General features: G+C 70.6%; 26 protein-coding genes. 19 read left to right on the top strand and 7 right to left on the bottom strand.

Annotated elements, in window-relative coordinates:
• Positions 1 to 18: 18 nt before the first annotated feature.
• Together rnhA and dnaQ are read left to right on the top strand one after the other, a co-directional pair.
• Positions 19 to 465 carry a ribonuclease HI gene (gene rnhA / locus VV867_RS24145; protein WP_109937217.1) on the top strand — a complete coding sequence of 149 codons (447 nt, stop codon included), beginning with the start codon at positions 19 to 21 and terminating at the stop codon, positions 463 to 465.
• Positions 466 to 521: 56 nt separating this feature from the next.
• Positions 522 to 1,259: a DNA polymerase III subunit epsilon gene (gene dnaQ, locus VV867_RS24140; protein WP_275627028.1), complete on the top strand. Its 738-nt coding sequence runs from the start codon at positions 522 to 524 to the stop codon at positions 1,257 to 1,259.
• 155 nt (positions 1,260 to 1,414) lie between these two features.
• Here the strand turns inward: dnaQ and glpK are convergent, their stop codons facing one another.
• Complete coding sequence (glpK, locus tag VV867_RS24135) at positions 1,415 to 2,929, bottom strand: glycerol kinase GlpK (RefSeq protein ID WP_328567760.1); 1,515 nt, start codon at positions 2,927 to 2,929, stop codon at positions 1,415 to 1,417.
• 161 nt (positions 2,930 to 3,090) lie between these two features.
• Between glpK and ybaK the strand changes: the two genes are divergently transcribed.
• A complete protein-coding gene (gene ybaK / locus VV867_RS24130) occupies positions 3,091 to 3,561 on the top strand; it encodes a Cys-tRNA(Pro) deacylase (protein WP_328567759.1) in 471 nt (156 codons plus the stop codon).
• Between the two features lie 93 nt (positions 3,562 to 3,654).
• Positions 3,655 to 4,440: a PhzF family phenazine biosynthesis protein gene (locus VV867_RS24125; RefSeq protein ID WP_109937214.1), complete on the top strand. Its 786-nt coding sequence runs from the start codon at positions 3,655 to 3,657 to the stop codon at positions 4,438 to 4,440.
• A gap of 121 nt (positions 4,441 to 4,561) precedes the next feature.
• On the opposite strand, the gene VV867_RS24120 is transcribed toward VV867_RS24125, so the two are convergent.
• Both VV867_RS24120 and VV867_RS24115 read right to left on the bottom strand, forming a co-directional pair.
• Positions 4,562 to 5,896: a heavy metal sensor histidine kinase gene (locus tag VV867_RS24120; protein ID WP_328567758.1), complete on the bottom strand. Its 1,335-nt coding sequence runs from the start codon at positions 5,894 to 5,896 to the stop codon at positions 4,562 to 4,564.
• Positions 5,893 to 6,573: a heavy metal response regulator transcription factor gene (locus tag VV867_RS24115; RefSeq protein WP_328567757.1), complete on the bottom strand. Its 681-nt coding sequence runs from the start codon at positions 6,571 to 6,573 to the stop codon at positions 5,893 to 5,895. Before VV867_RS24115 ends, VV867_RS24120 begins: the two co-directional genes overlap by 4 nt.
• 150 nt (positions 6,574 to 6,723) lie before the next feature.
• On the opposite strand from VV867_RS24115, the gene copI reads away from it, so the two are divergent.
• Both copI and queF read left to right on the top strand, forming a co-directional pair.
• Positions 6,724 to 7,251, top strand: a complete 528-nt coding sequence (copI, locus tag VV867_RS24110) for a copper-resistant cuproprotein CopI (protein WP_328567756.1) — start codon at positions 6,724 to 6,726, stop codon at positions 7,249 to 7,251.
• 424 nt (positions 7,252 to 7,675) lie between these two features.
• Positions 7,676 to 8,506: an NADPH-dependent 7-cyano-7-deazaguanine reductase QueF gene (gene queF, locus VV867_RS24105; RefSeq protein WP_328567755.1), complete on the top strand. Its 831-nt coding sequence runs from the start codon at positions 7,676 to 7,678 to the stop codon at positions 8,504 to 8,506.
• Positions 8,507 to 8,718: 212 nt separating this feature from the next.
• Here the strand turns inward: queF and VV867_RS24100 are convergent, their stop codons facing one another.
• On the bottom strand, positions 8,719 to 9,528 hold the full coding sequence (locus VV867_RS24100; protein ID WP_328567754.1) for an IclR family transcriptional regulator: 810 nt from the start codon (positions 9,526 to 9,528) through the stop codon (positions 8,719 to 8,721).
• A gap of 143 nt (positions 9,529 to 9,671) precedes the next feature.
• Here VV867_RS24100 and VV867_RS24095 point away from each other — a divergent pair, with 143 nt between their 5' ends.
• The 12 genes from VV867_RS24095 to VV867_RS24040 all read left to right on the top strand — a co-directional run bounded on the left by VV867_RS24095 (position 9,672) and on the right by VV867_RS24040 (position 22,461).
• Positions 9,672 to 10,058 carry a Zn-ribbon domain-containing OB-fold protein gene (locus VV867_RS24095; RefSeq protein ID WP_109936830.1) on the top strand — a complete coding sequence of 129 codons (387 nt, stop codon included), beginning with the start codon at positions 9,672 to 9,674 and terminating at the stop codon, positions 10,056 to 10,058.
• Complete coding sequence (locus tag VV867_RS24090) at positions 10,055 to 11,206, top strand: thiolase (RefSeq protein WP_275627024.1); 1,152 nt, start codon at positions 10,055 to 10,057, stop codon at positions 11,204 to 11,206. Before VV867_RS24095 ends, VV867_RS24090 begins: the two co-directional genes overlap by 4 nt.
• 113 nt (positions 11,207 to 11,319) lie before the next feature.
• Complete coding sequence (locus VV867_RS24085) at positions 11,320 to 13,467, top strand: acetate--CoA ligase family protein (protein ID WP_328567753.1); 2,148 nt, start codon at positions 11,320 to 11,322, stop codon at positions 13,465 to 13,467.
• A complete protein-coding gene (locus VV867_RS24080; RefSeq protein ID WP_275627022.1) occupies positions 13,451 to 14,317 on the top strand; it encodes a MaoC/PaaZ C-terminal domain-containing protein in 867 nt (288 codons plus the stop codon). The genes VV867_RS24085 and VV867_RS24080 overlap by 17 nt, the downstream gene beginning before the upstream one ends.
• A gap of 52 nt (positions 14,318 to 14,369) precedes the next feature.
• Entirely contained in the window at positions 14,370 to 15,719 is a 1,350-nt protein-coding gene (locus VV867_RS24075; protein ID WP_328567752.1) for an MFS transporter, read from the top strand.
• A 21-nt stretch (positions 15,720 to 15,740) separates the two neighbouring features.
• Positions 15,741 to 16,190 carry a PaaI family thioesterase gene (locus VV867_RS24070; protein WP_328567751.1) on the top strand — a complete coding sequence of 150 codons (450 nt, stop codon included), beginning with the start codon at positions 15,741 to 15,743 and terminating at the stop codon, positions 16,188 to 16,190.
• 4 nt (positions 16,191 to 16,194) lie between these two features.
• Positions 16,195 to 17,253 (top strand): acyl-CoA dehydrogenase family protein, encoded by a 1,059-nt coding sequence (locus VV867_RS24065; RefSeq protein ID WP_328567750.1) that lies wholly within the window; start codon positions 16,195 to 16,197, stop codon positions 17,251 to 17,253.
• Positions 17,253 to 18,017, top strand: coding sequence for an enoyl-CoA hydratase/isomerase family protein (locus VV867_RS24060; protein ID WP_328567749.1), 765 nt, complete (start codon positions 17,253 to 17,255; stop codon positions 18,015 to 18,017). The genes VV867_RS24065 and VV867_RS24060 overlap by 1 nt, the downstream gene beginning before the upstream one ends.
• A 1-nt stretch (position 18,018) precedes the next feature.
• The gene (locus tag VV867_RS24055) at positions 18,019 to 19,164 is read left to right on the top strand and encodes an acyl-CoA dehydrogenase family protein (RefSeq protein ID WP_328567748.1); all 1,146 of its coding nucleotides are present in this window, start codon (positions 18,019 to 18,021) and stop codon (positions 19,162 to 19,164) included.
• A gap of 60 nt (positions 19,165 to 19,224) precedes the next feature.
• Positions 19,225 to 20,142, top strand: coding sequence for an SDR family NAD(P)-dependent oxidoreductase (locus tag VV867_RS24050; RefSeq protein WP_328567747.1), 918 nt, complete (start codon positions 19,225 to 19,227; stop codon positions 20,140 to 20,142).
• A 16-nt stretch (positions 20,143 to 20,158) separates the two neighbouring features.
• Positions 20,159 to 21,142 carry an NADH:ubiquinone reductase gene (locus tag VV867_RS24045; protein WP_109936821.1) on the top strand — a complete coding sequence of 328 codons (984 nt, stop codon included), beginning with the start codon at positions 20,159 to 20,161 and terminating at the stop codon, positions 21,140 to 21,142.
• A 68-nt stretch (positions 21,143 to 21,210) separates the two neighbouring features.
• Positions 21,211 to 22,461, top strand: a complete 1,251-nt coding sequence (locus tag VV867_RS24040) for an OprD family porin (protein WP_328567746.1) — start codon at positions 21,211 to 21,213, stop codon at positions 22,459 to 22,461.
• Between the two features lie 47 nt (positions 22,462 to 22,508).
• Here the strand turns inward: VV867_RS24040 and VV867_RS24035 are convergent, their stop codons facing one another.
• The 3 genes from VV867_RS24035 to VV867_RS24025 all read right to left on the bottom strand — a co-directional run bounded on the left by VV867_RS24035 (position 22,509) and on the right by VV867_RS24025 (position 24,177).
• A complete protein-coding gene (locus tag VV867_RS24035; protein WP_089391992.1) occupies positions 22,509 to 22,772 on the bottom strand; it encodes a DUF4404 family protein in 264 nt (87 codons plus the stop codon).
• Between the two features lie 77 nt (positions 22,773 to 22,849).
• Complete coding sequence (locus tag VV867_RS24030) at positions 22,850 to 23,431, bottom strand: phosphonate degradation HD-domain oxygenase (RefSeq protein WP_328567745.1); 582 nt, start codon at positions 23,429 to 23,431, stop codon at positions 22,850 to 22,852.
• A complete protein-coding gene (locus VV867_RS24025; RefSeq protein ID WP_328567744.1) occupies positions 23,428 to 24,177 on the bottom strand; it encodes an HAD family phosphatase in 750 nt (249 codons plus the stop codon). The genes VV867_RS24030 and VV867_RS24025 overlap by 4 nt, the downstream gene beginning before the upstream one ends.
• Before the next feature lie 123 nt (positions 24,178 to 24,300).
• Here VV867_RS24025 and VV867_RS24020 point away from each other — a divergent pair, with 123 nt between their 5' ends.
• Entirely contained in the window at positions 24,301 to 25,017 is a 717-nt protein-coding gene (locus VV867_RS24020; protein WP_328567743.1) for a UTRA domain-containing protein, read from the top strand.
• The last annotated feature ends 712 nt before the right edge of the window (positions 25,018 to 25,729 follow it).

The raw sequence follows: 25,729 nt of genomic DNA, 5'->3' as shown, positions 1-25,729 counted from the left end.
GGCCGTACTGAAGGTGATATGAGCGAAGAAGAGAAGGTCGTCATCTATACCGACGGCGCCTGCAAGGGCAACCCCGGCCGCGGTGGCTGGGGCGCTGTGCTGTTCTACAAGGGCGCCGAGCGCGAACTCTGGGGCGGCGAGCCGGAGACCACCAACAACCGCATGGAACTGACGGCGGCCATCATGGCCCTGGCGGCGCTCAAGCGGTCCTGCGAGATCCGCCTGGTCACCGACTCCGAGTACGTGATGAAAGGCATCAAGGAATGGCTGCCGAACTGGAAGAAGCGCGGCTGGAAGACCGCTGCCAAGCAGCCGGTGAAGAATGCCGACCTGTGGCAGGCGCTGGACGAGCAGGTCAACCGGCATAATGTCGAGTGGCAGTGGGTGCGCGGCCACACCGGGCACCCCGGCAACGAGCGCGCCGACATGCTCGCCAACCGTGGCGTCGCCGAACTGCCGCGCTGAATATTGCAACGGGCGCCCGCGGGCGCCCTCCCTGGTCAAAGCAACAAGGTCACGAAATGCGCAGCGTCGTACTGGATACCGAAACCACCGGCATGCCGGTCACCGATGGCCACCGGATCATCGAGATCGGCTGCGTCGAGCTGGAAGGCCGCCGCCTCACCGGCCGCCACTTCCACGTCTACCTGCAGCCCGACCGCGAGATCGACGAAGGCGCCATCGCGGTCCACGGCATCACCAACGAACACCTCAAGGACAAGCCGCGCTTCCGCGAGGTGGCCGACGAGTTCTTCGAGTTCATCAAAGGCGCCCAGCTGATCATCCACAACGCGGCGTTCGACATCGGCTTCATCAACAACGAGTTCGCCCTGCTGGGGCAGAGCGAGCGCACCGACGTCGCCGACTACTGCTCGGTGCTCGACACCCTGATGATGGCCCGCGAGCGCCACCCGGGGCAGCGCAACAACCTCGATGCCCTGTGCAAGCGCTACGGCGTCGACAACTCCGGCCGCGACCTGCACGGCGCACTGCTCGACGCCGAGATCCTCGCCGACGTCTACCTGGCGATGACCGGGGGCCAGACCAGCCTGTCGCTGGCCGGCCAGGGCGCCGAGGGTGACGGCAGCGGCCGCCCGCAGGCCAGCCCGATCCGCCGCCTGGCGGCCGGCCGCGCGCTGACCCGGGTGATCCGCGCCAGCGAAGAGGAACTGGCGGCGCACGCCGCGCGCCTCGCCGCGGTGGAAAAGTCCGCCGGCGCCCCCTCGCTGTGGGCACAATTGGAAGCCCCTGAGGCGTAGGGCGAATAACCGTTCGCGGTTATCCGCCGCCTGACCTTGGCCCGGGGCGCCGCGGTTTCGAACCCGGAGCCCCTGTCTCGGGCGCTCCGGTCCCGACCTGCGGACCCGGGCACATCGGCGTACAACCGCGAACGGTTGTACGCCCTACGTCGGTTTCAATCCTCCGCCGCCCACCCCCGGGTGCGCTCCACCGCCTTCTTCCAGCCCGCATACAGCCGCTCCCGCTCGGCCGCCTCGCAGTGGGGCTGGAACACCCGCTCGATCACCGCCTTGCCCTTCAGTTCGTCCAGGCTCTGCCAGAAGCCGCTGGCCAACCCCGCCAGCACGGCGGCGCCCAGGGCCGTGGTCTCGCGCATCTGCGGGCGTTCCACCGGGGTGCCGAGGATGTCGGCCTGGAACTGCATGAGGAAGTTGTTGGCCACCGCGCCGCCGTCCACGCGCAGGGCGCGCAGCGGTTCGCCGGCGTCCTGCTGCATGGCGTCGAGCACGTCGCGGGTCTGGTAGGCGATGGATTCCAGGGTGGCGCGGATCAGGTGGTCGGCCTTGACCCCGCGGGTCAGGCCGAACAGCGCGCCGCGGGCGTACGGGTCCCAGTAGGGCGCGCCCAGGCCGGTGAAGGCCGGCACCAGGTAGACGCCGTTGCTGTCCTTGACCTTGCTGGCGAAGTACTCGGAATCGTGGGCGTCGTTGATCACCTTCAGCTCGTCGCGCAGCCACTGCACCGTGGAGCCGCCGTTGAACACCGCGCCTTCCAGGGCGTACTGCGGCTCGCCGCGGGGCCCGCAGGCGATGGTGGTGAGCAGGCCGTGGGTGGACTTCACCGCCTTGGCGCCGGTGTGCATCAGCAGGAAGCAGCCGGTGCCGTAGGTGTTCTTCGCCTGGCCGGGTTCCACGCAGAGCTGGCCGAACAGCGCGGCCTGCTGGTCGCCGGCGATCCCGGCGATGGGCGTGCGGTGCACGCCCAGGCCGCCGACCCTGGCGTGGCCGAACACCCCGGAGGAAGCCTGGACCTTCGGCAGCATGGCCCGGGGGATGTCCAGGGCGGCCAGCAGGCGGTCGTCCCAGTCGCGCTTGTGGATGTCGAACAGCAGCGTGCGCGAGGCGTTGGTGTAGTCGGTGACGTGCACCTCGCCCTCGGTGAGCTTCCACACCAGCCAGCTGTCCACGGTGCCGAACAGCAGTTCGCCGCGGCGGGCGCGCTCGCGGGCGCCGTCGACCTGGTCGAGGATCCACTTCAGCTTGGTGCCGGAGAAGTAGGGGTCGATGACCAGCCCGGTGGTGTCGCGGATGTAGGACTCCAGGCCGTCGGCGCGCAGTTGCTCGCAGATGCCCGCGCTGCGCCGGCACTGCCAGACGATGGCGTTGTGGATCGGCCGGCCGGTGGCCTTGTCCCACACCACCGTGGTCTCGCGCTGGTTGGTGATGCCGATGGCGGCCACCTCGCCGAAGCCGATGCTGGCCTGGGCCAGGGCCTCGACCAGGGTGGAGCTCTGGGTGGCCCAGATTTCCATGGGGTCGTGCTCGACCCAGCCGGCCTGGGGGTAGATCTGCGCGAACTCGCGCTGCGCCACGCTGACCACGTTGGCGTCGCGGTCGAAGATGATGGCGCGGGAGCTGGTGGTGCCCTGGTCTAGGGCGACGATGTATTTCTTGTTCTGGCTGTCGGTCATGACGTTGGCCTTGTGCTGCATCCGGCAGAGCCCGGGTCGTCTGCGACCTTAGGCCATTCCGCGCGCCGGGTGAAGGGCCGTGCGCGCAGGCGGCGGTGGCGGATTCGGCCGCCGGCCCTTGCTATGCTTGGGCATCGTTCACGGACAGACCCCGGACCGTCATGACCCCCGCCATCGACCTGCTGAAGAAGGCCCGCGCCGAGCACCGCGTGCTGAGCTACGAACACGACCCCAAGGCGCCGTCCTATGGCCTGGAAGCCGCCGAGAAGCTCGGCCTGGAGCCGGCGCGGGTGTTCAAGACGCTGCTCGCCGCCACCGAGAAGGGCGAGCTGCTGGTGGCCGTGGTGCCGGTGGCCGGCAGCCTCGACCTGAAGGCCCTGGCCCACGCCGCCGGGGCCAAGAAGGCCGACATGGCCGACCCCAACGCCGCCCAGCGCGCCACCGGCTACCTGGTCGGCGGCATCAGCCCGCTGGGGCAGAAGAAGCGCCTGCGCACCTTCATCGACGAGTCCGCCCGGCAGTACCCGAGCATCCACGTCAGCGCCGGGCGCCGCGGCCTGGAGGTGGAGCTGAGCGCCGAGACCCTGGCCGGGCTGACCGCGGCCAGCTTCGCCGCCATCGGCCGGGCCTGAGGGCGCGACTGTGCCGATGCGAAAGTCGCACACTGTATAGCAGTGCCGAGCGTGCGGGGCGGCATGCTGGAACCCCACTCAAAGGAGAACGCCATGCAGCTCGAATTCCACCAGGTCGATGCCTTCACCCACCGTCCGTTCGCCGGCAACCCGGCGATGGTCTACCGCCTGGACGCCTGGCTGGCCGACGAGCTGATGCAGAACATCGCCGCCGAGCACAACCTGTCCGAGACCGCCTTCCTGGTCCGCGAGGCCGATGGCTGGCGCATCCGCTGGTTCACCCCGACGGCCGAGGTGCCGCTGTGCGGCCACGCCACCCTGGCCAGCGCCCACGTGCTGTTCGAGGTGTTCGGCGAGCCGGGCGAGCGCCTGGAGCTGAACTCGCTGTCCGGCCCGCTGCGGGTGTACCGCGAGGATCAGCGCCTGGCCCTGGACTTCCCGGCGCAGCCGCCCCGCGAGGCGGGCAGCACCGTGGAGCTGGAGCAGGCCCTGGGCCTGCCGGTGGTCGACGCGCTCAGCACCACGGCGCACCTGATGGTGCTACTGGAGTCGGAGGAAGCGGTGCGCGCCTGCAAGCCGGACTTCGTCGCCCTGGCCCGGCTGCCGTACCTGGGGGTGATCGTCACCGCGCGAGGGGAGGGCGACCACGACTTCGTCTCGCGCTTCTTCGCCCCGGCCATCGGCATCAACGAGGACCCGGTGACCGGCGCCGCCCACTGCTGCCTGATCCCCTACTGGTCGCAGCGCCTGAGCAAGCTGCAGCTGCGCGCCTTCCAGTGCTCGGCCCGCGGCGGCGAGCTGTGGTGCCGGCTGGAGGGCGACCGCGTACGCATCGCCGGCCAGGCGCGGCTGGTGGCGAGCGGGCGGCTGGTGATCTGAAGCACGCCGCCATGCCATGGTGTAACGGCGGATAACCGCGAACGGTTATTCGCCCTACGTTGCGGGTGGGGTTGGCGTAGGGCGAATAACGCTCCGCGTTATCCGCCGCCTGGCCGTGGCCCTACGCTTCCGGCAATTCGATGACGAAGCGCGTCCAGCCGCTGTCGGATTCGGCACGGATGCCGCCGCCGTGGGCCTGGACGATGGAGCGGCAGATCGCCAGGCCCAGCCCGGCGTGCACGCCCTGGCCCTCGCGCTGGGCCGGTTCGCGGTGGTGGAAGCGGTCGAACAGCCGCGGCAGCTGCTCGGCGGGGATGGCCGGGCCCTGGTTCTCCACGCTGACCTGGCCGGGCCGCAGGCGCACGCGGATGGCGCCGCCGGCGGGGGTGAAGCGCAGGGCGTTGTCCAGCAGGTTGGCCAGCACCCGGCGCAGCATGCCGCGGTCGCCGAGTACACGTGCCTGGCCCTCGCGCTCCAGGCGGACACCCTGGTCTTCGGCCAGCGGCGCATAGAACTCCAGCAGGGCATCCACTTCCCCGGCCAGGTCCAGGCTGTCGCGCCCGGGGGCCAGCAGGCCGTGGTCGGCCTTGGCCAGCAACAGCATGTCGTTGACCATGGCGGTCAGCCGCTGCAGTTCCTCCAGGTTGCCGTGCAGCGCCTCGCGGTAGTCGTCCTCGCCGCGCGGGCGCGACAGCACCACCTGGGTCTGCGTCAGCAGCGCGGTGAGCGGGGTGCGCAGCTCGTGGGCGATGTCCGCGGAGAACGCCGACAGGCGCTGGAAGGCTTCTTCCAGGCGCGCCAGCATGGCGTTCAGCTCGCTGGCCAGGCCGCGCAATTCCGCGGGCAGGCGGCTGGCGTCCAGGCGCGTGGTCAGCGACTGCGCCGACACCTGTGCCGCCACCTCGCGCATGCGCCGCAGCGGGCGCAGGCTGGCACGGGTGGCCCAGGCGCCGAGCAGCGCGGTGGCCAGGGCGGAGAGGCCCATGGTCAGCCAGATCAGCTGCTGCATGCGGCCGAGGAAGTGCTGGTGGTGGGTGATGTCCAGCACCAGGGTCAGCTGGCGCCCGGCGGGCTCGGCCGGGTCCAGCGGCACGCGCGTCTCGCGGTAGGCGGGTGGTTCGCCCATGCCTTCCATGCCGCTGCTCATGCGCGGCGGCTCGTCCAGCCAGCGCTGGCCGTCGGCGCCCTCCAGGCGCAGGCCCAGGTCCGGGTGGCGCGTCAGTTCGTGCTCCAGTGTTTCGCGTTGCGCAGTCAGGTCGGAGGGATCGCGCACCGGGCCGAGCAGTTCGCGGAAGAACGGCAGGCGGCCAGCCATCACCTGGCGGTCCAGCTCGACGAAGTGCGCCTCGCTGGCGCGGCTGAACACCACCCCGGCGATCAGCGACACAGCCGCGGTGCAGGCGGCGAACAGCAGGCTCAGGCGGACGCCCAGCGAAACCCGCGCGGCGGCGCTCACGGCGCCCGCTCTTCGAGCACGTAGCCCATGCCGCGCACGGTGTGGATCAGGCGCTGCGGGAAGTCGTCGTCGACCTTGGCGCGCAGGCGGCGGATGGCCACCTCGATGACGTTGGTGTCGCTGTCGAAGTTCATGTCCCAGACCTGGGAGGCGATCAGCGACTTGGGCAGCACCTCGCCGTGGCGGCGCAGCAGCAGTTCCAGCAGGGCGAACTCCTTGGCGGTCAGCTCGATGCGCCTGCCGCCGCGCTGCACCCGGCGGCGCAGCAGGTCCAGCTCCAGGTCGGCCAGTTGCAGCACGGTCTCCTGCAGTTGCTGGCCGCCGCGGCGCAGCAGGGTGCGCACGCGGGCCAGCAGTTCGACGAAGGCGAAGGGCTTGACCAGGTAGTCGTCGGCGCCCTGTTCCAGGCCGCGCACGCGGTCCTCCACGGCGTCGCGGGCGGTGAGGAACAGCACCGGCAGGGCCAGGCCGGCCTGGCGCACGGCGCGGAGGATCTGCCAGCCGTCGCGGCCGGGCAGCATGACGTCGAGGATCGCCAGGTCGTAGTCGCCGGACAGCACCAGCTGCTCGCCCTCGGCGCCGTCGCCGCAGAGGTCCACGGCATAGCCGGCCTCGCTCAGGCCCTGGCGCAGGTACTGGCCGATGCGGGGTTCGTCTTCGACGATCAGCAGTTTCAAGGTGAATGGCCTCCGTGGCGGGAATGCCGGTCATTGTATCCAGCGCTGCCGGTGACGCTGCCAAGCTGACACAACTGTAATCTTCCCGACAGCCAACCGGCAGGTGGCCGGCGGCAACATGGGGGCAATCATCTGCAAGAGGTCCGCATCATGCGTACACGCCAGCTGTTCAACGCCGCCATCCTCGGCCTCGCCGCCGCCTTTGCCCTGCCGGCCCTGGCCGACGCCGGCCACGGTCACGGGTACGACTTCGGCAAGCCGGCCGAGGCCGCCCAGGCCACCCGCAGCGTCGAGGTCACCCTGGGCGAGATGTACTTCGAACCCAAGTCGCTGCAGGTGAAGGCCGGCGAGACGGTGCGCTTCGTCATTCACAACAAGGGCAGCCTGCTGCACGAGTTCAACCTCGGCAACGCCGCCATGCACGCCGAGCACCAGAAGGAAATGCAGCAGATGCAGGCGATGGGCATGCTCACGCCCACCGGCATGAGCCACGGCATGGCCGGCATGGACCATTCGAAGATGATGAAGCACGACGACCCCAACAGCGTGCTGGTGGAGCCGGGCAAGACCGCCGAGCTGACCTGGACCTTCACCAGGGCCACCCAGCTGGAGTTCGCCTGCAACATCCCCGGCCACTACCAGGCCGGCATGGTCGGCCGCCTGACCGTCGAACCCTGAGCGCTGGCGCAATCGGAGATAAATCAGCCCTCGTAGGAGCGCGCCCTGCGCGCGAATCGCGGGCAGGGCCCTACGAGGGGCCGTGCTCGCCTGCAACGTAGGAGCAACTGTCTATTGGCTTTCCGCGTTCGCGGGAATGATGGGGTATGAGGATGGCGCCTGGCCTCGACGCCGCTCAGGACAGCCCCCTCTCCCGCTTGCGGGAGAGGGGCTGTTCGTAGGGCATCGGAGTCCCGGTCAACGGCGTATAGCCGCGAACGGTTATACGCCGTACGTGCAGGAGGACTCCGTCCGCGATCCGCTCCGAGGTCGCCAGCCGTCACGAAGGCATCCCGCGCCTGCTGAAACCACCGGGGCATTTGTATACACTTGCCCCGCCCGCCACCCCCGGCGGGCGCCGACGAGATTCCCGCAGGTCCATCCCATGCAGCACCCCGCCGAACACTCCCCGCTGGGCAAGTCCAGCGAATACGTCTCCACCTACGCGCCGGAGCTGCTGTTCCCCATCAGCCGCGCCACCAAGTGGGCCGAGCTGGGCCTGGACGGCGCCAACCTGCCGTACCGCGGCGTGGACATCTGGAACTGCTACGAGCTGTCCTGGCTCACCCCTGGCGGCAAGCCGATGGTGGCCATCGGCGAGTTCGCCATCCCGGCGCAGTCGCCGAACATCATCGAGTCCAAGTCCTTCAAGCTCTACCTCAATTCGCTGAACCAGAGCGCCTTCGACAGCCGCGAGGCGCTGCGGGCGGTGCTGGAGCGCGACCTGTCCGCCGCCGCCGGCGCGCCGGTGGGCGTGCGCCTGCGCAGCCTGGACGAAGTGGCGGAGGAGGGCGTGGCCATTCTGCCCGGCCAGTGCATCGACGACCTCGACATCGCCGTGGACGGCTACGACCACCCGCGCCCGGAGCTGCTGCGCTGCGACGACGCGCGGCGGGTGGACGAGGTGCTCTACAGCCACCTGCTGAAGTCCAACTGCCCGGTCACCGGCCAGCCGGACTGGGGCACCCTGGTGGTGGACTACGCCGGCCCGGCCCTGGACCCCGCCAGCCTGCTGGCCTACGTGGTTTCCTTCCGCCAGCACCAGGACTTCCACGAGCAGTGCGTGGAACGCATCTACCTGGACCTGCAGCGCCTGCTGCAGCCCAGCCGCCTGACGGTCTATGCGCGCTACGTGCGCCGCGGGGGGCTGGATATCAACCCCTACCGCAGCAGCGGGGAGATCACGCCGGACAACCGGCGGCTGGTGCGGCAGTAACGTTAGCCCCGAACGCGGGGCGCGGCTTCATCGCGGACGGAGTCCGCTCCTACGGTTCCAGGGACGCACGGTCGTAGGGCGGATAACCGTTCGCGGTTATCCGCCGTTGTCCGGAGCGCCGGTGCCGACGGTAACGGCGGATAACGCCATAGGCGTTATGCGCCCTACGAAACCCGGGAAAGCCTTTCCAAATACTGAATGGCATTCTGGTTCTACGCCTTGCGGCCACCGCCCTGGGGGAAGAGGGCGCGGCCAATGAAGCTGGCGGTGTCGCGCAAACTGCTGCCGATGCTTTCCAGCTCATCGCGGCGGTGCTGGGCGCTGATGCCGATGGCGGAGATGATGAAGCGCGGCTGCCGGTCGCGGTCGGTGACCGCGCTGGCGACCATGCTCACGCCGCGGTACAGGTGGTCCTGGTCCATGGCCCAGCCGCGTTCCAGGGCTTCGTGGGCGTCGGCCTGGTATTGCTCGAAGGCCGGCGGGTTCTCCCAGCGCACCCGCGACAGGCGCCGGCGCAGTTCGTCCTCCGGCAGTTGGCGCAGGCCGGCGATGCAGCGCCCGGCGGCGCCCACCAGTTCCGGCAGGCGCGTGCCCATGGCCACGTTGACGTGGGCGATCTGCGGCTCGGAGCGGGCGATCACGCGGATGTGCGCGTCGTCCGTGACCTGCCAGAGGGCGACGAGTATCCGGTGGGCCAGGCTCAGGCGCTCCAGTTCCGGCTGGATCAGGTCGGCGTAGCTGCGGCCGATGAAGCTCACCGCCAGTTCCGACAGGCCCAGGCCCAGCTGGTAGGTCTTGGTCTCGTTGTCGAACGAGGCCAGCTGCTCGTTGTGCAGCGTGCGCAGGATGTTGAAGGCGCTGCTGGGGCTGATGCCGGTGGCGCGGGCGATGGCGGCCACGCCTTCGGGGGCTTCGGCGTGGGCCAGGTGGCGGAGGATCTGAATAGCGTTCACCACGGCCCCTACGTCCTTGGTGCTGGAGCTCTTCGTATTGGCTTCCGGTACGGTTTCTTTGTTTTTCATATTCACTATTGGGATTGACATTCACTGGGGTGAATATATGCTGGCTTCACGGAGCGCACAACGGCTGCCTTGAAACCGCCGGCTGTGCGTCCACGTCGCTGCACTTTGCAGCAAAGGTCGAACAAGAACAAAGGAGGACCTACGTGGCAGATCTCCCCGAGTGCGTCGTTCCGGGCCCCGAGGCCCAGTATCTCGCCTTCCTCGCCGAGGGCCGCTTCATGCTGCAGCGCAGCCGTTCCAGCGGGCGGCACGTGTTCTACCCGCGCAACCTGGTGCCCGGCAGCGGCGAGACGGACCTGGAATGGGTCCCGGCCTGCGGCCTGGGCACTCTTTATGCGATCACCGTCAACCGCGCCCGCGGCGGCGACTACAACGTCGCCCTGGTCGACCTGGACGAGGGCGTGCGCATGATGTCGCGCATCGAGGGCCACCTCGAACTGCCCATCGGCACCCGCCTGAAGGCGCGCATCGTCGAACAGGAAGGCGCACCCGTGGTGGTGTTCCAGCCCCTGGCGGAGGTGCAGCCATGAGCCAGGTCCTGCGCGGCAAGACCGCCATCGTCGGCATCGGCAGCGCCGGCATCGGCGAGGCCCCCGGCCACAGCGCCATCGAGCTGCTCGGCCAGGCCTCGGTGAAGGCCATCGCCGACGCCGGGCTGAAGCTGGCGGACATAGACGCGGTGTTCGCCGCCACCAGTTCCCATGCCTTCCCGACGCTGTCGGTGTGCGAATACCTGGGCATCCGCCCGAAATTCGTCGACGGCACCAACATCGGCGGCTCCAGCTTCGAACTGCACCTGCTGCAGGCCACCCTGGCCCTGGAGGCCGGGCTGTGCGACGCGGCGCTGATCTGCTACGGCTCCAACCAGCGCACCGCCGGCGGCAAGCTGGTGTCGATGAGCGAGCCGCAGTGGCACGAGACGCCCTACAGGCCGCGCCACCCCATCACCGCCTATGCCCTGGCCGCCAGCCGGCACATGCACCAGTACGGCACCACCCGCGCGCAGCTGGCGGAAGTGGCGGTGGCCGCGCGGGGCTGGGCCAACCTCAACCCCGAGGCCTTCGCCCGCGGCCCGCTGGGCATCGAGGACGTGCTCGCCGCGCGCATGGTCAGCGACCCGCTGAGCAAGGCCGACTGCTGCCTGGTCACCGACGGCGGCGGCGCCTGCGTGCTGGTCCGCGCCGACCGCGCCCGCGACCTGCCCAACGCGCCGGTGTACTTCCTCGGCGCCGCCGGTGCGCAGTGGCACCGCTCCATCGTCGCCATGCCCGACCTGACCGTCACCGCCGCCTCGGAAAGCGGCCCGCGGGCCATGGCGATGGCCGGGGTGAGCCACGCCGACATCGACCTGGTGATGCTCTACGACGCCTTCACCATCAACACCCTGCTGTTCCTCGAAGACCTCGGCTTCTGCCCGAAGGGCGAGGGCGGGCGTTTCGTCGAGGGCGGGCGCATCGCCCCCGGCGGCGAGCTGGCGGTGAACACCAATGGCGGCGGGCTGTCCTGCGTGCATCCGGGCATGTACGGCATGTTCCTGATCATCGAGGCGGTGACGCAGTTGCGCCGCCAGGCCGGCGAACGCCAGTTGCGCAAGGCCGACGTCGCCCTGCTGCACGGCAACGGCGGCACCCTGTCCAGCCAGGTCACGGCCCTGCTCGGCACCCAGTCGGTGCTCTGAAACCCGGGTTCGACGCCCCAGCGGTGGCCGCCTCGGCGGCCCGCCGTGGACGCGCTCGCCCTCGCGCCGGGACGGTCGGTCCGGCAACCGTCAACAGTTCAGGTGGAAACGTCATGTCAGTGAGTCACGCGCAACACCCCGGCGGCGCCTCGCGCTTCGCCAGCCTCACGCCCCTGCTGCAACCCCGTTCCGTGGCCGTGGTCGGCGCCTCCAGCGACCCGCACCGCATCGGCGGCCGGCCCATCGCCTACATGCTGCGCAACGGCTTCGCCGGCCGCATCCTCCCGGTCAACCCCAACCGCAGCGAGATCCAGGGCCTGCCGGCCTTCGCCAGCGTCGAGGCGCTGCCCGAGGCGCCCGACGTGGCCATAGTCGCGCTGCCGGCGCCGCAGGTGCTGGAGACCATCCGGGCCCTGGGCCGCAAGGGCGCGCGCAGCGCCATCGTGTTCTCCTCCGGCTTCAGCGAGGTGGGCGGCGAGGGCGAGCAGATGCAGGAGGCCCTGGTCGAGGCCGCCCGCGCGGCGAACATGCGCCTGCTGGGGCCCAACGCCCTGGGCGTGTTCAATGCCAACCTGGGCTACTACGCCTTCTTCTCCACCAGCCTGGAGCGCGGCACGCCACTGGCCGGGCGCGTCGGCATCGCCACCCAGTCCGGCGCCTATGGCGCGCACCTGCTGGGGCTGGCGCGGCAGCGCGGGCTGGGCACGCCGATCTGCGTGGCCACCGGCAACGAGGCCGACGTCACCCTGGGCGACGCCATCGGCTGGCTGGTGGAGTCGCCGGAGGTCGACGTGGTCATGGCCTACGCCGAGTCCATCCGCAACGTCGACAGTTTCCTCGCCGCCCTGGCGGCCGCCCACCGCGCCGGCAAGCCGGTGATCCTGCACAAGGTTGGGCGCAGCGAGCTGGGCGGCCGCGCGGCCATGTCCCACACCGCCTCGCTGGCCGGCGACGACAAGGTGCTGGACGCGGTGCTGGCCGACTACGCCGTGGTCCGCGCGCGCAACACCGAGGAGCTGATGGACATCGCCTACCTCGCCACCCAGCGCATCTACCCAGTGAACAACAGCCTGGGGATGATCACCGTCAGCGGCGGCGCCGGCATCATCGTCAGCGACGCCGCCGAAGAGGTGGGCCTGCCCATGCCGCCCATGCCCGAGGCGGCCCAGGCGCGGCTAAAGCAGCGGCTGTCCTTCGCCTCGCCGATCAACCCGGTGGACTGCACCGCCCAGGCGCTGAACGACCTGAGCCTGGTGCACGACTTCACCGAATCCATGGTGGTGGACGGCGGCTACCGCTCGCTGATCGCCTTCTTCACCCAGGCCGGCACCGCCGCGTCCATCGGCCCGCGCCTGGCCGAGCAGTTCGCCCGCATCAAGGCGGACCACCCGGAGCGCCTGTTCGTGGTCTCGGTGATGGGCGAGGGCGAGGAACTGGCGCCCTACGAGAAGGCCGGCTTCGCCCTGTTCGAGGACCCCACCCGCGCGGTGTACGCCATCCAGGCCATGGGCCGGCTCGGCGAGGCCTTCGCCCGGCCGTTGCGCCAGGTGCCGGTGCCCGGCGGCGTGGAGCTGCCGGCGCAGACCCCCGGCGAGGCGGAGGCCAAGCAGCTGCTGGCCGGCGCCGGCATCGAGTCGGCGCCGGAGCGGGTGCTGGGCAACGCCGCGGACGCGGTGGCCTTCGCCGAAGCGATCGGCTACCCGGTGGTGCTGAAGATCGCCTCGGCGGACATCCTGCACAAATCCGAGATCGGCGGCGTGCTGCTGGGCGTGGACAGCGCCGAGGCCGTACGCGAGGGCTTCGACCTGCTGCTGCGCCGCGCCGCCGAACACGCGCCCGCGGCGCGTATCGATGGCGTGCTGGTGGCGCGCCAGCTGCAGGGCGGCGTGGAGTGCTTCATGGGCATCCAGCGCGACCCGCAGTTCGGCCCGGTGGCTGTGTTCGGCCTCGGCGGCATCTTCGTCGAGGTGCTCAAGGACGTGGTGTTCCGCCGCTGCCCGTTCGACGCCGCGGAAGCCGAGGCGATGATCCGCAGCATCAAGGGCGCGCCCCTGCTGCTCGGCGCCCGCGGCCGCCCGGTGACCGACGTGAAGGCGCTGGCGCAGGTGCTCTCGCGGCTCTCGCGGTTCGCCGCCCAGGCCGGCCCGCGGTTGCGCTCGGTGGACCTCAACCCGGTGTTCGCCATGCCCGAGGGGCAGGGCGCCTGGGCCGCCGACGCGGTGCTGGAAGTCGAGGAGGTGGCCCATGGCGCTGAATCCTGAGCACCTGCTGAACTACCGCATCCCCGAGGTGCGCCAGCGCTACAGCCGCGAGGACAGCGCCTTCTACGCGCTGTCCGTGGGCCTGGGCGCCGACCCGATGGACGAGCACCAACTGGCCTTCGTCGACGCCAACCGCGATATCCAGGCGCTGCCGTGCATGGCGGTGGTGCTGGGCCACCCCGGTTTCTGGCTGGGCAATCCGGACACCGGCGTCGACGCCCTGCGCCTGGTGCATGGCGAGCAGAGCGTGGAATGGCTCAGGCCGCTGCCGCCGGAAGGCGAGGTGGTCGGCCGCACCCGCGTCACCGGCCTGGTGGACAAGGGCGCCGGCAAGGGCGCGCTGCTGTACAGCGAGAAGGTGCTGAGCGATGCCGCCAGCGGCGCGGTGCTGGCCATCGCCCGCGGCACCACCTTCCTGCGCGGCGACGGCGGCTTCGGCGGCGACGGCCGGTCGTCGAGCCAGCCGCACCGCCTGCCCGAGCGCGCGCCGGACCTGGCCATCGACCTGCCGACGCGCCCGGAGCAGGCCCTGTACTACCGCCTCAACGGCGACGACAACCCGATCCACGCCAGCCCGGCGGCCGCGGCGCGCGGCGGTTTCCCCAGGCCGATCCTGCATGGCCTGTGCACCCTGGGCGTGGCCTTCCACGCCCTGCTGCGCGGCTTCGCCGACTACCGCGCCGAGCGTTTCGGGCAACTGCAGGTGCGCTTCTCCGCGCCGGTGTTCCCGGGCGAGACCCTGCGCACGGAAATCTGGAACGACGGCTCCTTCCGCACCCGCGTGGTCGAGCGCGATGTGGTGGTGCTGGACAACGGCCGCGTGCGCCTGACCCCGGAGGCCGGCAACTGACCCGGGCGGCACGGCGCGACCCCACCTCAACCCACCTGCGAGAACAAGAACAATGAACGCATCCCTGAGCCCTCCCCAGGGCCCCGTGTTTTCCCGGCGTACGCTGGTCATCGCTTTCTTCTTCTGCTTCCTCGGGCTGCTCGCCGACGGCGTCGACCTGATGTTCCTCGCCTACAGCCTGAACAGCCTCAAGGCCGAGTTCGGCCTGAGCAACTTCGAGGCCGGCTCGCTGGGCAGCATCACCCTGGCCGGCATGGCCATCGGCGGCATCTACGGCGGCTGGTGCTGCGACCGCTTCGGCCGGGTGCGGGTGGTGACCTGGACCATCGTGATCTTCTCGGTCGGCACCGCGCTGCTGGGCATGACCCACAACTACTGGCAGTTCGCGCTGATCCGCTTCCTGTCCTCCCTGGGCCTGGGCTCGCTGTTCGTCGCCTGCAACATCCTGATGTCCGAGTTCGTCACCTCGAAGTACCGCACCACCATCCTGGCGACCATGCAGGCCGGCTGGACCGTGGGCTACCTGGTGGCGACCATCCTCGCCGGGCAGATCATCCCCGACTTCGGCTGGCGCGCGCTGTTCTTCACCGCCCTGGCCCCGGCGCTGGTCTGCCTGGCGCTGCGGCCCTGGGTGCCGGAGTCGCCGTCCTGGCTGGCGGCCCAGGCCCAGCGCCGCCAGCAACCGGCCGGCGTGCGCGCCGCACCCGCCGCCGGTGGCGGCCTGCGCGGCCTGCTGGGCGAGCCGGCCACGCGCCGCATGTTCCTGCTCTGGGCGCTGACCTCGTGCTTCCTGCTGTTCGGCTACTACGGCACCAACAACTGGATGCCCTCGTACCTGGAAAGCGAGCTGGGCATGAACTTCAAGTCCATGACCGGTTACATGGTCGGTACCTACACCGCGATGATCCTCGGCAAGGTGGTCGCCGGGATGGCCTCGGACTACTTCGGCCGCCGCGCCACCTTCGCCGCCGGCGCCATCGGCAGCGCCATCTTCATGCCGCTGATCGTGTTCTGGCACACGCCGGACAACATCGTCTGGATCCTCGCGCTGTTCGGCTTCATCTACGGCGTGCCGGTGGGCGTGCTGGCCACCTACATGACCGAGAGCTTCTCCACCCGGGTGCGCGGCGCCGCCGTGGGCACCGCCTACAACCTCGGCCGCGTCGGCGCGGCGGTGGCGCCGGCGGCCATCGGCCTGCTGGCCTCGCACGTCTCCATCGGCGCGGGCTTCCTGGTGATGGGCATCACCTACGTGATCACCGGCCTGATCCCGGCGCTGTTCATCCCCGACCGCCTGTACGACCCGAACCGCGCGGCGAGCGATGCCGACGCCCCGCCCGGGCCCGCCCCGGCGCGTGCCGACGCCGCTGACGCCGCCGAGCCGCGGCCGCTCAAGGCCTGACCCCATGACGGAGCCCCTGCGATGAACGATTCGACCCTGGCGGCCGCCCCGGCCGAGCCCGCGAGCGTGTTTCCCACCGGCCGCTTCACCTTCCAGGAGTTCCTCGGCCTGGAACGCTGGGCCGAGGGCGAGGTGGCGCGCATCCGCCTGAGGCACCGCCCGGAGCTGATGAACTACCTCGAGCACTTCCACGGCGGCGTGCTGATGAGCGTGCTCGACGCCGCCATGGCCGGGGCCATCCGCATCTGCTCGCCGGGTTGCTCGATGGTCACCATCGACATGGCCACGCACTTCATGGGCAGCACCCGCGACGAGCTGAACGCCGTCGGCCGGGTGCTGCGGCGCACCCGCACCCTGTGCTTCTGCGCCGCGGAGATCCGCGACGAGGCGGGCGAGCTGGTCGCCACCGCCACCGGCAGCTTCAAGTACCGGCCCGCCCAGGCCGGAGCCGTTCAACCGACACGAGAATGACGAGATGACCGAGAACACCGAGATGGCCGGCGAGCGCGAGGAGCGCCTGCGGCTGATTCGCGACAGCGCCGCCTCCCTGGTGCCGCGCGATGGCGACCTGAACCGCGTGCGCCGCCAGCGCTTCCAGGCGCCGGGGGTGGACCGCGCGGCCTGGGCCGAGGTCTGCGCCATGGGCTGGCCGGGCCTGCGCCTGGCCGAGGCGCAGGGCGGCAGCGGCCTGGGCATGGCCGAGTACGCCGCGCTGCTGGAGGAACTGGGCCGCGGCCTGCTGCCCGAGCCGCTGATCGAGGCCAGCCTGGTGGCGCCGCTGCTGCCGCAGGCCGAGCGCGACGCGCTGCTGGCCGGGGAGCGGCTGATCCTGCCGGCCGGCATCGGCTACGAGGGCGCCGCCGCGCGGCCACTGTGGCGCGATGGCGCGCTGCGCGGCGAGGTCGCCCACGTCCACCTGGGCGCCGCCGCCGACGCCTGGCTGGTGGCCTGTGACCAGGGCCTGGCCCTGGTGGAGAGCTACGCCGAGGGCCTGGAGCTGCGCAGCGAGCCGGCCCAGGACGGCGGCCACCTGGCGCGCCTGCGTTTCGACGGCACCCCGGCGCGCCTGCTGCAGGCGCCGCCGCCGGCCCTGGACGAAGCCGCGCTGGCCTGCGCCGCCTACCTGGTGGGGGCGATGGACGCCGCCTTCGAGCGCACCCGCGAGTACCTCGGCGTGCGCAGCCAGTTCGGCCGCGCCATTGGCAGCTTCCAGGCCCTGCAGCACCGCATGGTCGACCTGAAGATCCAGATCGAACTGGCCCGCGCCATGGTCGCCGAGGCCGCCGCGGCCATCGACGCCGACGCGCCGGCCCACCAGGTGCAGCGCCTGGTGTCCACCGCCAAGGTGCGCGCCAGCGAGGCGGCGCTGCTGGTCACCCGCCAGGCGATCCAGCTGCACGGCGGCATCGGCTACACCGACGAGGCCGACATCGGCCTGTTCCTGCGCCGCGCCATGGTGCTGCTCAACGCCCAGGGCTCGCTGGCCTTCCACCGGGCGCGCTACATCGCCCTGCTGCACGGGGAGGTGGCCTGATGAGCGAGCTCCTGCTGCAAGAGACCCACGGCAGCGTGCGCCTGCTGCGCTTCAACAACCCGGCGCGGCGCAACGCCCTGTCGCCGGCGCTGCGCATGGAACTGCTGGGCGCCCTGGAAGAGGCCGAGCGCGACGCCGCCGTGCGCAGCGTGGTGCTCACCGGCAGCGCGGAAGTGTTCTGCGCCGGCGGCGACCTGGGCGACATGCGCGTGGAAACCCTCGGCGCCGGCCGCGCGCGGATGCAGGCCAACGCCCGCCTGGTGCGGCAGATGGTGCGCATGGGCAAGCCGCTGGTGGCCGCCATCGAGGGCTGGGCGGTGGGCGCCGGGCTGTCCATCGCCCTGGCCTGCGACAGCCTGGTGTGCGGCGCCACGGCGCGCTTCGCCGCCGGCTTCGGCAAGGTCGGCCTGCTCGCCGACCTGGGCCTGCTGCACAGCCTGCCGGCACGCATCGGCCACGGCCGCGCGCGGCAGCTGCTGATGTTCGGCGAGGTGCTGGAAGCGCAGGAGGCGCTGCGCATCGGCCTGGTGGACCAGCTCTGCGCCCCCGGCGTGGCCCTGGAGACGGCGCTGCGGCGCGCGGCCCTGGTCGAGCAACAGGCGCCGTTGCCGCTGGCCATGACCAAGGCCCTGCTGGCCGAGGGGCTGGACCTGCTGCTGGAGCGCGAGGGCGAGCTGCAGAGCCAGCTGTTCCTCAGCGCCGACCATGCCGAAGGCAAGGCGGCCTTCCTGGCCAAGCGCACCCCCCACTTCGAAGGACACTGAGATGACCGACTACAACGCCCTGGGCGATGGCGAATTCCGCCTGGTGGTGCGCGACTGGATCGCCGCCAACTACCCGCAACGCATCCGCAACCCGGCCCACCGCCTGGGCCGCGACGACACCTGGGAGTGGTACCAGGCGCTGTCGCGCCAGGGCTGGCTGTGCCCCGGCTGGCCGGTGGAGTACGGCGGCATGGGCCTGAGCGCCGGCAAGCAGCTGATCATGATCGAGGAGATGGAAGGCTACGGCTGCGCGCGCCTGCCCGACAGCGGCATCACCATGCTCGGCCCGCTGCTCATCCGCTACGGCAGCGACGCCCAGCGCCGGCGCTTCCTGCCGCGCATCCTCAGCGGCGAGGACATCTGGTGCCAGGGCTACAGCGAGCCCAACGCCGGTTCCGACCTGGCCAGCCTGCGCACCGAGGCGGTGCTGCAGGGCGGCCACTGGGTGATCAACGGCCAGAAGACCTGGACCACCATGGGCAGCGAGGCCAACTGGATCTTCGTGCTGGCGCGCACCGAGCGCGGCGGCAAGCCGCAGCAGGGCATCAGCTTCCTGCTGGTGCCCATGGACAGCCCCGGCGTGGAGGTGCGGCCGATCCTCAACCTGGAGCTGCAGGGCGAGTTCTGCGAGGTGTTCTTCAACGAGGTGCGGGTGCCGGCCGACCACCTGGTGGGCGAGGTCAACCAGGGCTGGAGCATGGCCAAGGCGCTGCTGGGCTTCGAGCGCATCTTCCTCGGCTCGCCCAAGCAGGCCACCTTCGCCCTCGAACGCCTGGTGCGCCTGGCCCGCCACCAGGGCCTGTGGGACGACCCGGCGTTCGCCCAGCGCTTCGCCGCGCTGAGCATGGACCTGGACTGCCACAAGGCGCTGTACGAGCGCTTCGCCGAGCGCCTGCGGCGCGGCGAGAGCCTGGGGCCGGACGTGTCGATGCTGAAGATCCACCAGTCCGAGCTGTACCAGCGCATCAGCGAGCTGGGCCTGGAGATCGCCGGCCCCGACTCGGCGCTGCTGCAGCCCTTCGCCGACGACCCCGAGCTGCACCCGGCGGGCATCTTCATCCAGTCGCGGCCCACCACCATCTACGGCGGCACCAACGAGATCCAGCGCAACATCCTGGCCAAGAGCCTGCTCGGCCTGCCGGGCTGAACCCCGCGCGGCCCGGCCGTTGCCGGGCCGCCCAGCGAATTCATACGAGAGGAAAGTGCGATGACCGAACGACTCAACGAAGGCAAGGTAGCGATCGTCACCGGCGCCGGTGGCGGCATCGGCCGCGAGATCGCCCTGGCCCTGGCCGACAGCGGGGCGAAGGTGCTGATCAACGACATCGGCGTGTCCCTGGGTGGCGAGGGTGGCTCCGCCTCTCCGGCCGAGGAGACCCTCGGGCTGATCCGCCAGCGCGGCGGCGAGGGGGCGATCAACACCAACAGCGTGGCGGACTGGGACAGCGCCCGGCGCATCGTCGCCAGCGCCCTGGACGCCTTCGGCCGGCTCGACATCGTGGTCAACAACGCCGGCATCCTGCGCGACGCCATCTTCCACAAGATGAGCGCCGAGGACTGGCTGTCGGTGATCAACGTCCACCTCAACGGCAGCTTCTTCGTCAGCCGCGCCGCCGCCGAGCGCTTCCGCGAGCAGGGCAGCGGCGCCTTCGTGCACATGACCAGCACCTCGGGGCTGATCGGCAACTTCGGCCAGGCCAACTACTCGGCGGCCAAGCTGGGCATCGTCGCCCTCTCCAAGTCCATCGCCCTCGACATGCAGCGCTACAACGTGCGCTCCAACTGCATCGCGCCCTTCGCCTGGAGCCGCATGACCGACTCCATCCCGGCCCAGACCCCGGAGCAGAAGGCGCGGGTGGAAAAGCTGCAGCGCATGACCCCGGAGAAGAACGCGCCCCTGGCCGTGTACCTGGCCTCCGACGCCGCCCGCGAGGTCAACGGCCAGGTGTTCGCCGCGCGCAACCACGAGCTGTTCCTGATGAGCCAGAGCCGCCCGCTGCGCAGCGTGCACAGCGAGCACGGCTGGACCCCGCAGAGCATCGCCGAGCACGGCATGCCGGCCTTGCGCGGCAGCTTCATGGACCTGGCGCGCAGCCCGGACGTGTTCTCCTGGGACCCGATCTGAGCCGCGGGGGCCAGCCATGAGCGTGTTCAAGACCCGTTTCACCGAGACCTTCGGCGTCGAGCACCCGATCATGCAGGGCGGCATGCAGTGGGTGGGGCGCGCCGAGCTGGCCGCGGCGGTGGCCAACGCCGGCGGCCTGGCCACGCTGTCGGCGCTGACGCAGCCGACGCCGGAAGCGCTGGCCGGCGAGATCGCCCGCTGCCGCGAGCTGACCGACAGGCCCTTCGGCGTCAACCTGACGCTGCTGCCGACGCAGAAGCCGGTGCCCTACGCCGAGTACCGCGCGGTGATCGTCGAGGCCGGCATCGGCGTCGTCGAGACCGCCGGCAACAACCCCGGCGAGCACATCGCCGAGCTGCGCCGCCACGGCGTCAAGGTGATCCACAAGTGCACCTCGCTGCGCCACGCGCTCAAGGCCGAGCAACTGGGCGTGGATGCGGTGTCCATCGACGGCTTCGAGTGCGCCGGCCATCCGGGGGAGGACGACATCCCCGGGTTGGTGCTGATCCCCGTGGCGGCCAACCGCCTGCGGGTGCCGATCATCGCCTCCGGCGGCTTCGCCGACGGCCGCGGGCTGGTGGCGGCGCTGGCGCTGGGGGCGGACGCCATCAACATGGGCACGCGCTTCCTCAGCACCCGCGAATGCCCGATCCACCCGCAGGTGAAGGCGGCCATTCGCGCCGCCGACGAGCGCTCCACCGACCTCATCATGCGCAGCCTGCGCAACACCGCGCGGGTGGCGCGCAACGCGGTGAGCCAGGAGGTGCGGGCGATCGAGGCGCGCGGCGGGGCGACCTACGCCGATATCGCCGCGCTGGTCAGCGGCCAGCGCGGGCGCACCGTGTACGAGCAGGGCGACACCGACCTGGGCATCTGGTCGGCGGGCATGGTCCAGGGCCTGATCTTTGATGAGCCGGGCTGCGCCGAACTGCTGCGCGGCATCGTCGAGCAGGCCCGGGCCCTGGTGCGCCAACGCCTGGAGGGCATGCTCGGCGACTGACCGCGACTCCCCACGCGGCGCCGCAGGAGGGCGCCGCTTCACCTCATCCGAACGAAGAGACAACAACAATGAAAAATCTTCCCGCACGGGCGCTGGCCTCGGCCGCCGCCTGCCTGCCATTGTTCGCCCAGGCCGACTTCATCGGCGACAGCAAGGCCAGCCTGGAGCTGCGCAACTTCTACTTCAACCGCGACTACCGCCAGTCCGGCGCCAGCCAGTCGTATTCGGAGGAATGGGCGCAGGGCTTCCTGCTGCGCTACGAATCCGGCTATACCGACGGCACCGTCGGCGTGGGCGTCGATGCCCTGGGCCTGCTCGGGCTGAAACTGGACTCCAGCCCCGACCGCTCCGGCTCCGGCCTGCTGCCGTACTCGGCCAGCGACCGCCGCGCCGCCGACGACTATTCCGACCTGGGCCTGACCGCCAAGCTGCGCGCCTCGAAGAGCACCCTGAAGGTCGGCACCCTGACACCCAAGCTGCCGGTGGTGCAGTACAACGACACCCGCCTGCACCCGCAGACCTTCCAGGGCGGCCTGGCGGAAATCGGCGAGATCGACGGCCTGTCCGTGCAGCTCGGCCAATTGCGCCAGGTGAAGCAGCGCGATTCGAGCAACGCCGAGGACATGAGCATCACCCGTGGCAACAAGCGCAACATCCTGCCCGGGCGGCACACCACCAGCGACCGCTTCAACCTGGCCGGCGGCACCTACCGCTGGAACGACAACCTGAGCACCAGCTACCACTACGGCAACCTGGAGGACTTCTACCGCCAGCACTACCTGGGCCTGGTGCACGTCCTGCCGATCGCCAGGGACCAGTCGCTGAAGTCCGACATCCGCTGGGCGCGCTCCACCGACGAGGGTGGCAGCAACGTCGACAACCGCGCGCTCAACGCGCTGTTCACCTACCGCCTGGGCGGCCACGGCTTCGGCCTGGGCTACCAGCGCATGTCCGGCGACACCGGCTACGCCTATCTGGCCGGCACCGACCCCTACCTGACCAACTTCGTGCAGATCGGCGATTTTGCCAACAAGGACGAGCGTTCCTGGCAGCTGCGCTACGACTACGACTTCGCCGCCATCGGGCTGCCCGGGCTGACTTTCATGACGCGCTACCTGCGCGGCGACAACATCGACCTGTTGAACGGCCAGGGCAACGGCAAGGAGTGGGAACGCGACACCGACATCGGCTACGTGGTGCAGGGCGGGCCGCTGAAGAACCTCGGCTTCAAGGTGCGCAACGGCAGCTTCCGCAGCGACTTCGGCAACGACGTGGACGAAACCCGCGTCATCATTAGTTACACATTGCCGCTCTGGTAAAGGCGATGCGGCCCGCGCCGGGAGGGGCGGGCCGCCGGGAGAGGGGTTCAGATGCCCATGTTGGCCAGGCTCTGCATGATCGAGCGCAGGGTGCCGGCGAGGGTCGGGTGGCTGACCTCGAAGCGCTCCACCGCGAGGTTGACGCCGTCCAGCAGGCTTTCGTCGGCCAGCGCTTCCTCGTTGGCCAGTTGCAGTTCGATGTCCTGGATCAGTGTCTGCAGCTCCGAGCGCTGTTCTTCGCTCAGCGGCGGCTGCTGTTCCAGCTGGTCGCGCAGTCGCTGCAGTTCTTCATGCAGTTGACGTGTGGGCATGGTGGTTTCCTTCTGCGGTGGCTACCCAGGATGGACTGCCGCACGGCGGCGAAAAATCCATCTCCATGCCACACAGCTTAACTCGCCGGACGCAACCGTGTCTGATGCCCGTCAATGCGCAGCAGGCGTTCCAGCAGCGGGAAGAAGTGCGCCAGCTCCGGGGTGCGCATGGCCGGGTCCTTGCCGAGGTCGTCCAGGCGCCGCAGGGTGACGGCGTCCTGGGCGTAGGGGATGCTGAGGAAGGCGCTGGCGCCGCGCTCGTCGAAGGGCCCGCCCTGCAGCGCCAGGCTGTGCCGCGAAGCCGGCGACAGGCCGGCGTGGTAGGCCGCGTCCACCGCGCACAGGTAGCGCTTGGCGGCCACGTGCAGGCGGATCGGTTGCCACACCGCCTCGGGCAGCAGGGCGCGCAGCAGGTTGGCGCCGACTTCCTCGTGGCGCAGGTCGCAGGCCTCGATCTCGTCGGGGTTCTCGTAGAGGTGGCCGATGTCGTGCAGCAGGGCGGCGATCACCAGGCTGTCGGAACAGCCGGCGCGTTCGGCCAGGGTGGCGCACTGCAGGGCGTGCTCGGCCTGGCTCACGGATTCGCCGTAGGGCTCGGCGCCGTGGCGGGCGAAGCGTTCGGCCAGCTCGTCGAGGAAGGCGTGGCGGGCGCGGTTCATGGTTTTTCTCCTTTGGCGCGGCGGCTGGCGATGTCCAGCAGGCAGGAATCCAGCTCGCCCAGGTGGTCGATGACCGAGTGCACGCCCAGGCGGTACAGGCCGAAGGTCGCCTGGGCGCGGCGCAGGTCGCGCCGGGGGCCGTCCAGCGCCTCCCAGTCGCGCACCGAGAGGCCGCACAACGGGCCGCTGGCGGCCAGGCCGATGGTCCACAGCCCGGCGTTGAGGCCGGCCTGGAGCAGGCGTGGCTGGCTGCTGACCAGCACGCAGCCGTCCAGCTGCGGCGTGCCCAGCTCCATCAGCGCGCGCCAGCAGGCGTCCGGCGCCGGCCAGGGGCGGCCGGCGTGGGCGATGCCGTTGTCCAGGGCGCCGTCGAGGGCGGCGGCCAGGCGTTCGCTGGCCGGCTCCGGCAGCTCCTCCAGCCAGGCGCAGGGTACGCCCTGGCGGTTCAGTTGCTGGAGGGCTGGCAGGGCTTCGGCGATGAGTTCGGCATGGGCGTCGGCGGCTTCCGCCAGGCGCCTGCGGAAGCGCGCTATCTCCTCGGCGCTGGGCAGGCGGCCGAGCACGTGGCTCAGGGCCTGGTGCGGGGCCAGGGTGGCGGCTTCGGCGAGGCGTTCCTGCGGGCACTCCGGGCAGCTCTGCTGCAGGGCGAGGGGCAGGGTGCGGGCGCCGAAGTCCACCAGGTCGCCGGCGAGTCCGAAGAGCAGGGAGGTGAAGCGGGGTAGGTCGGCGGGTGTCGAGGCGGGCATGGCGCGGTGGTCTGGACGATGGTCTAGGCCAGACTAGACGCCCATTGTGACGATCCGGTGAAGCCGGCCTGCGCGCGTACCCGCTGCCTTTATAATGGCGCGCCTTTCGCTGGAGAGCCCACCATGGCGGCCGAACGACCCCTGCACTACCTGCGCATCCGCGACCAGCTGGCCACGGACATCCGCCAGGGCGGCCTGGCCGCGAAGCTGCCGGGCGAGCGCGAGCTGGCCGAGCGCTTCGGCTGCACCCGGGTGACCCTGCGCGAGGCCCTACAGCAGCTGGAGACCGAGGGCCTGCTGTACCGCGAGAACCGCCGCGGCTGGTTCGTCGCGCCGCCGCGGGTGCGCTACAACCCCACCCGCACCCAGGGCTTCATGGAATACGTCGCCGCCCAGGGCCGCCAGCCGCGCACCGAAACCCTGAGCCGCCGCGAGTGCGCCGCCGACGCGCCGACCGCCCGGCGCATGGGCCTGGAGGAGGGCGCCTTGCTGTTCGCCATCGAGCGGCGGCGCTGGATCGACCGGCGCCCGGTGCTGCTGGAGCGCATCCTGCTGGACGCCGCCTGGTGCCCGGGGTTGCTGGAGGAGGACCTGGACGGCTCCCTCACGCAAGTGCTGCGCGAGCGCTTCGGCAAGCGCCCGCAGCGCTGCGAGCTGGCCATGCACCCCTGCGCCCTGGGCGCGGACCAGGCCGCGCCGCTGCAACTGGCGCCGGGTGCGCCGGGGCTGTACCTGGAGCGCCTGAGCTACGCCGAGGGCGGGCGGGTGGTGGAGCTGGACCGGGAGTTCTGGCGCCCGGATGCCCTGGAGATCGTCATCCAGGCGCAGTACCCGGACTGACTCGCGGGCGAGGGGAGGCGAGCACGGCTTCTCGTAGGAGCGAGGGGGACGTCTAGTTCTTGCTCGCGAACAGTGGTTGCTTCTACGACCCTGCCCAGCCGTAGGGCGAATAACCGTTCGCGGTTATCCGCCGCCGTCCGTGCCACCGGGGCGTCTGGCACGGCCAGCGAATCCAATCGCGGACGGAGTCCGCTCCTACGCCCGTGCGTCCTGGAACCGTAGGAGCGGACTCTGTCCGCGATTCGGCGGATAACGCCGTAGGCGTTATGCGCCCTACGAGGAGCCCGGGAGCCTCATGGTTTCGCATCGCGCCGAACGGTCCCCTCTCCCGCTTGCGGGGGAGGGTTAGGGAGGGGGACGGAGTCAGGGTTCGCGAGCAAGCTCGCTCCTACGAAAAGCAAAAGCGCTTTTGCTCTGGCGTTTGGACTTCCAGAGAAACAACCGAGCGCACCGGAACGCCCCTTCAGAAGGCCGAGCGAAACCGGCGCTCAGGAGGTCATGCGACATGGATGTCGCGAGAGCCCCGATCAGCACAGGGACGTGCTGTCGGGGCGGGCCTCCGTGGCGGGGGAGTTCGCGAGGGTAGCCCGGCTCCATCGGGCCCGTATGCGGGGCAAGCCTTTTTGGTTACTTTTGTGGCGTTTGACAAAAGTGACTCGCCCGAGGGGGCGAAACGAGAGACATCAACGCACTCGGAGCGGCGCGCTACACC

The organism is Pseudomonas sp. JH-2 (assembly GCF_036231725.1).
In the GTDB taxonomy this organism is placed as follows: domain Bacteria; phylum Pseudomonadota; class Gammaproteobacteria; order Pseudomonadales; family Pseudomonadaceae; genus Pseudomonas; species Pseudomonas delhiensis.
This window is presented reverse-complemented; position numbering and strand designations above follow the sequence as displayed.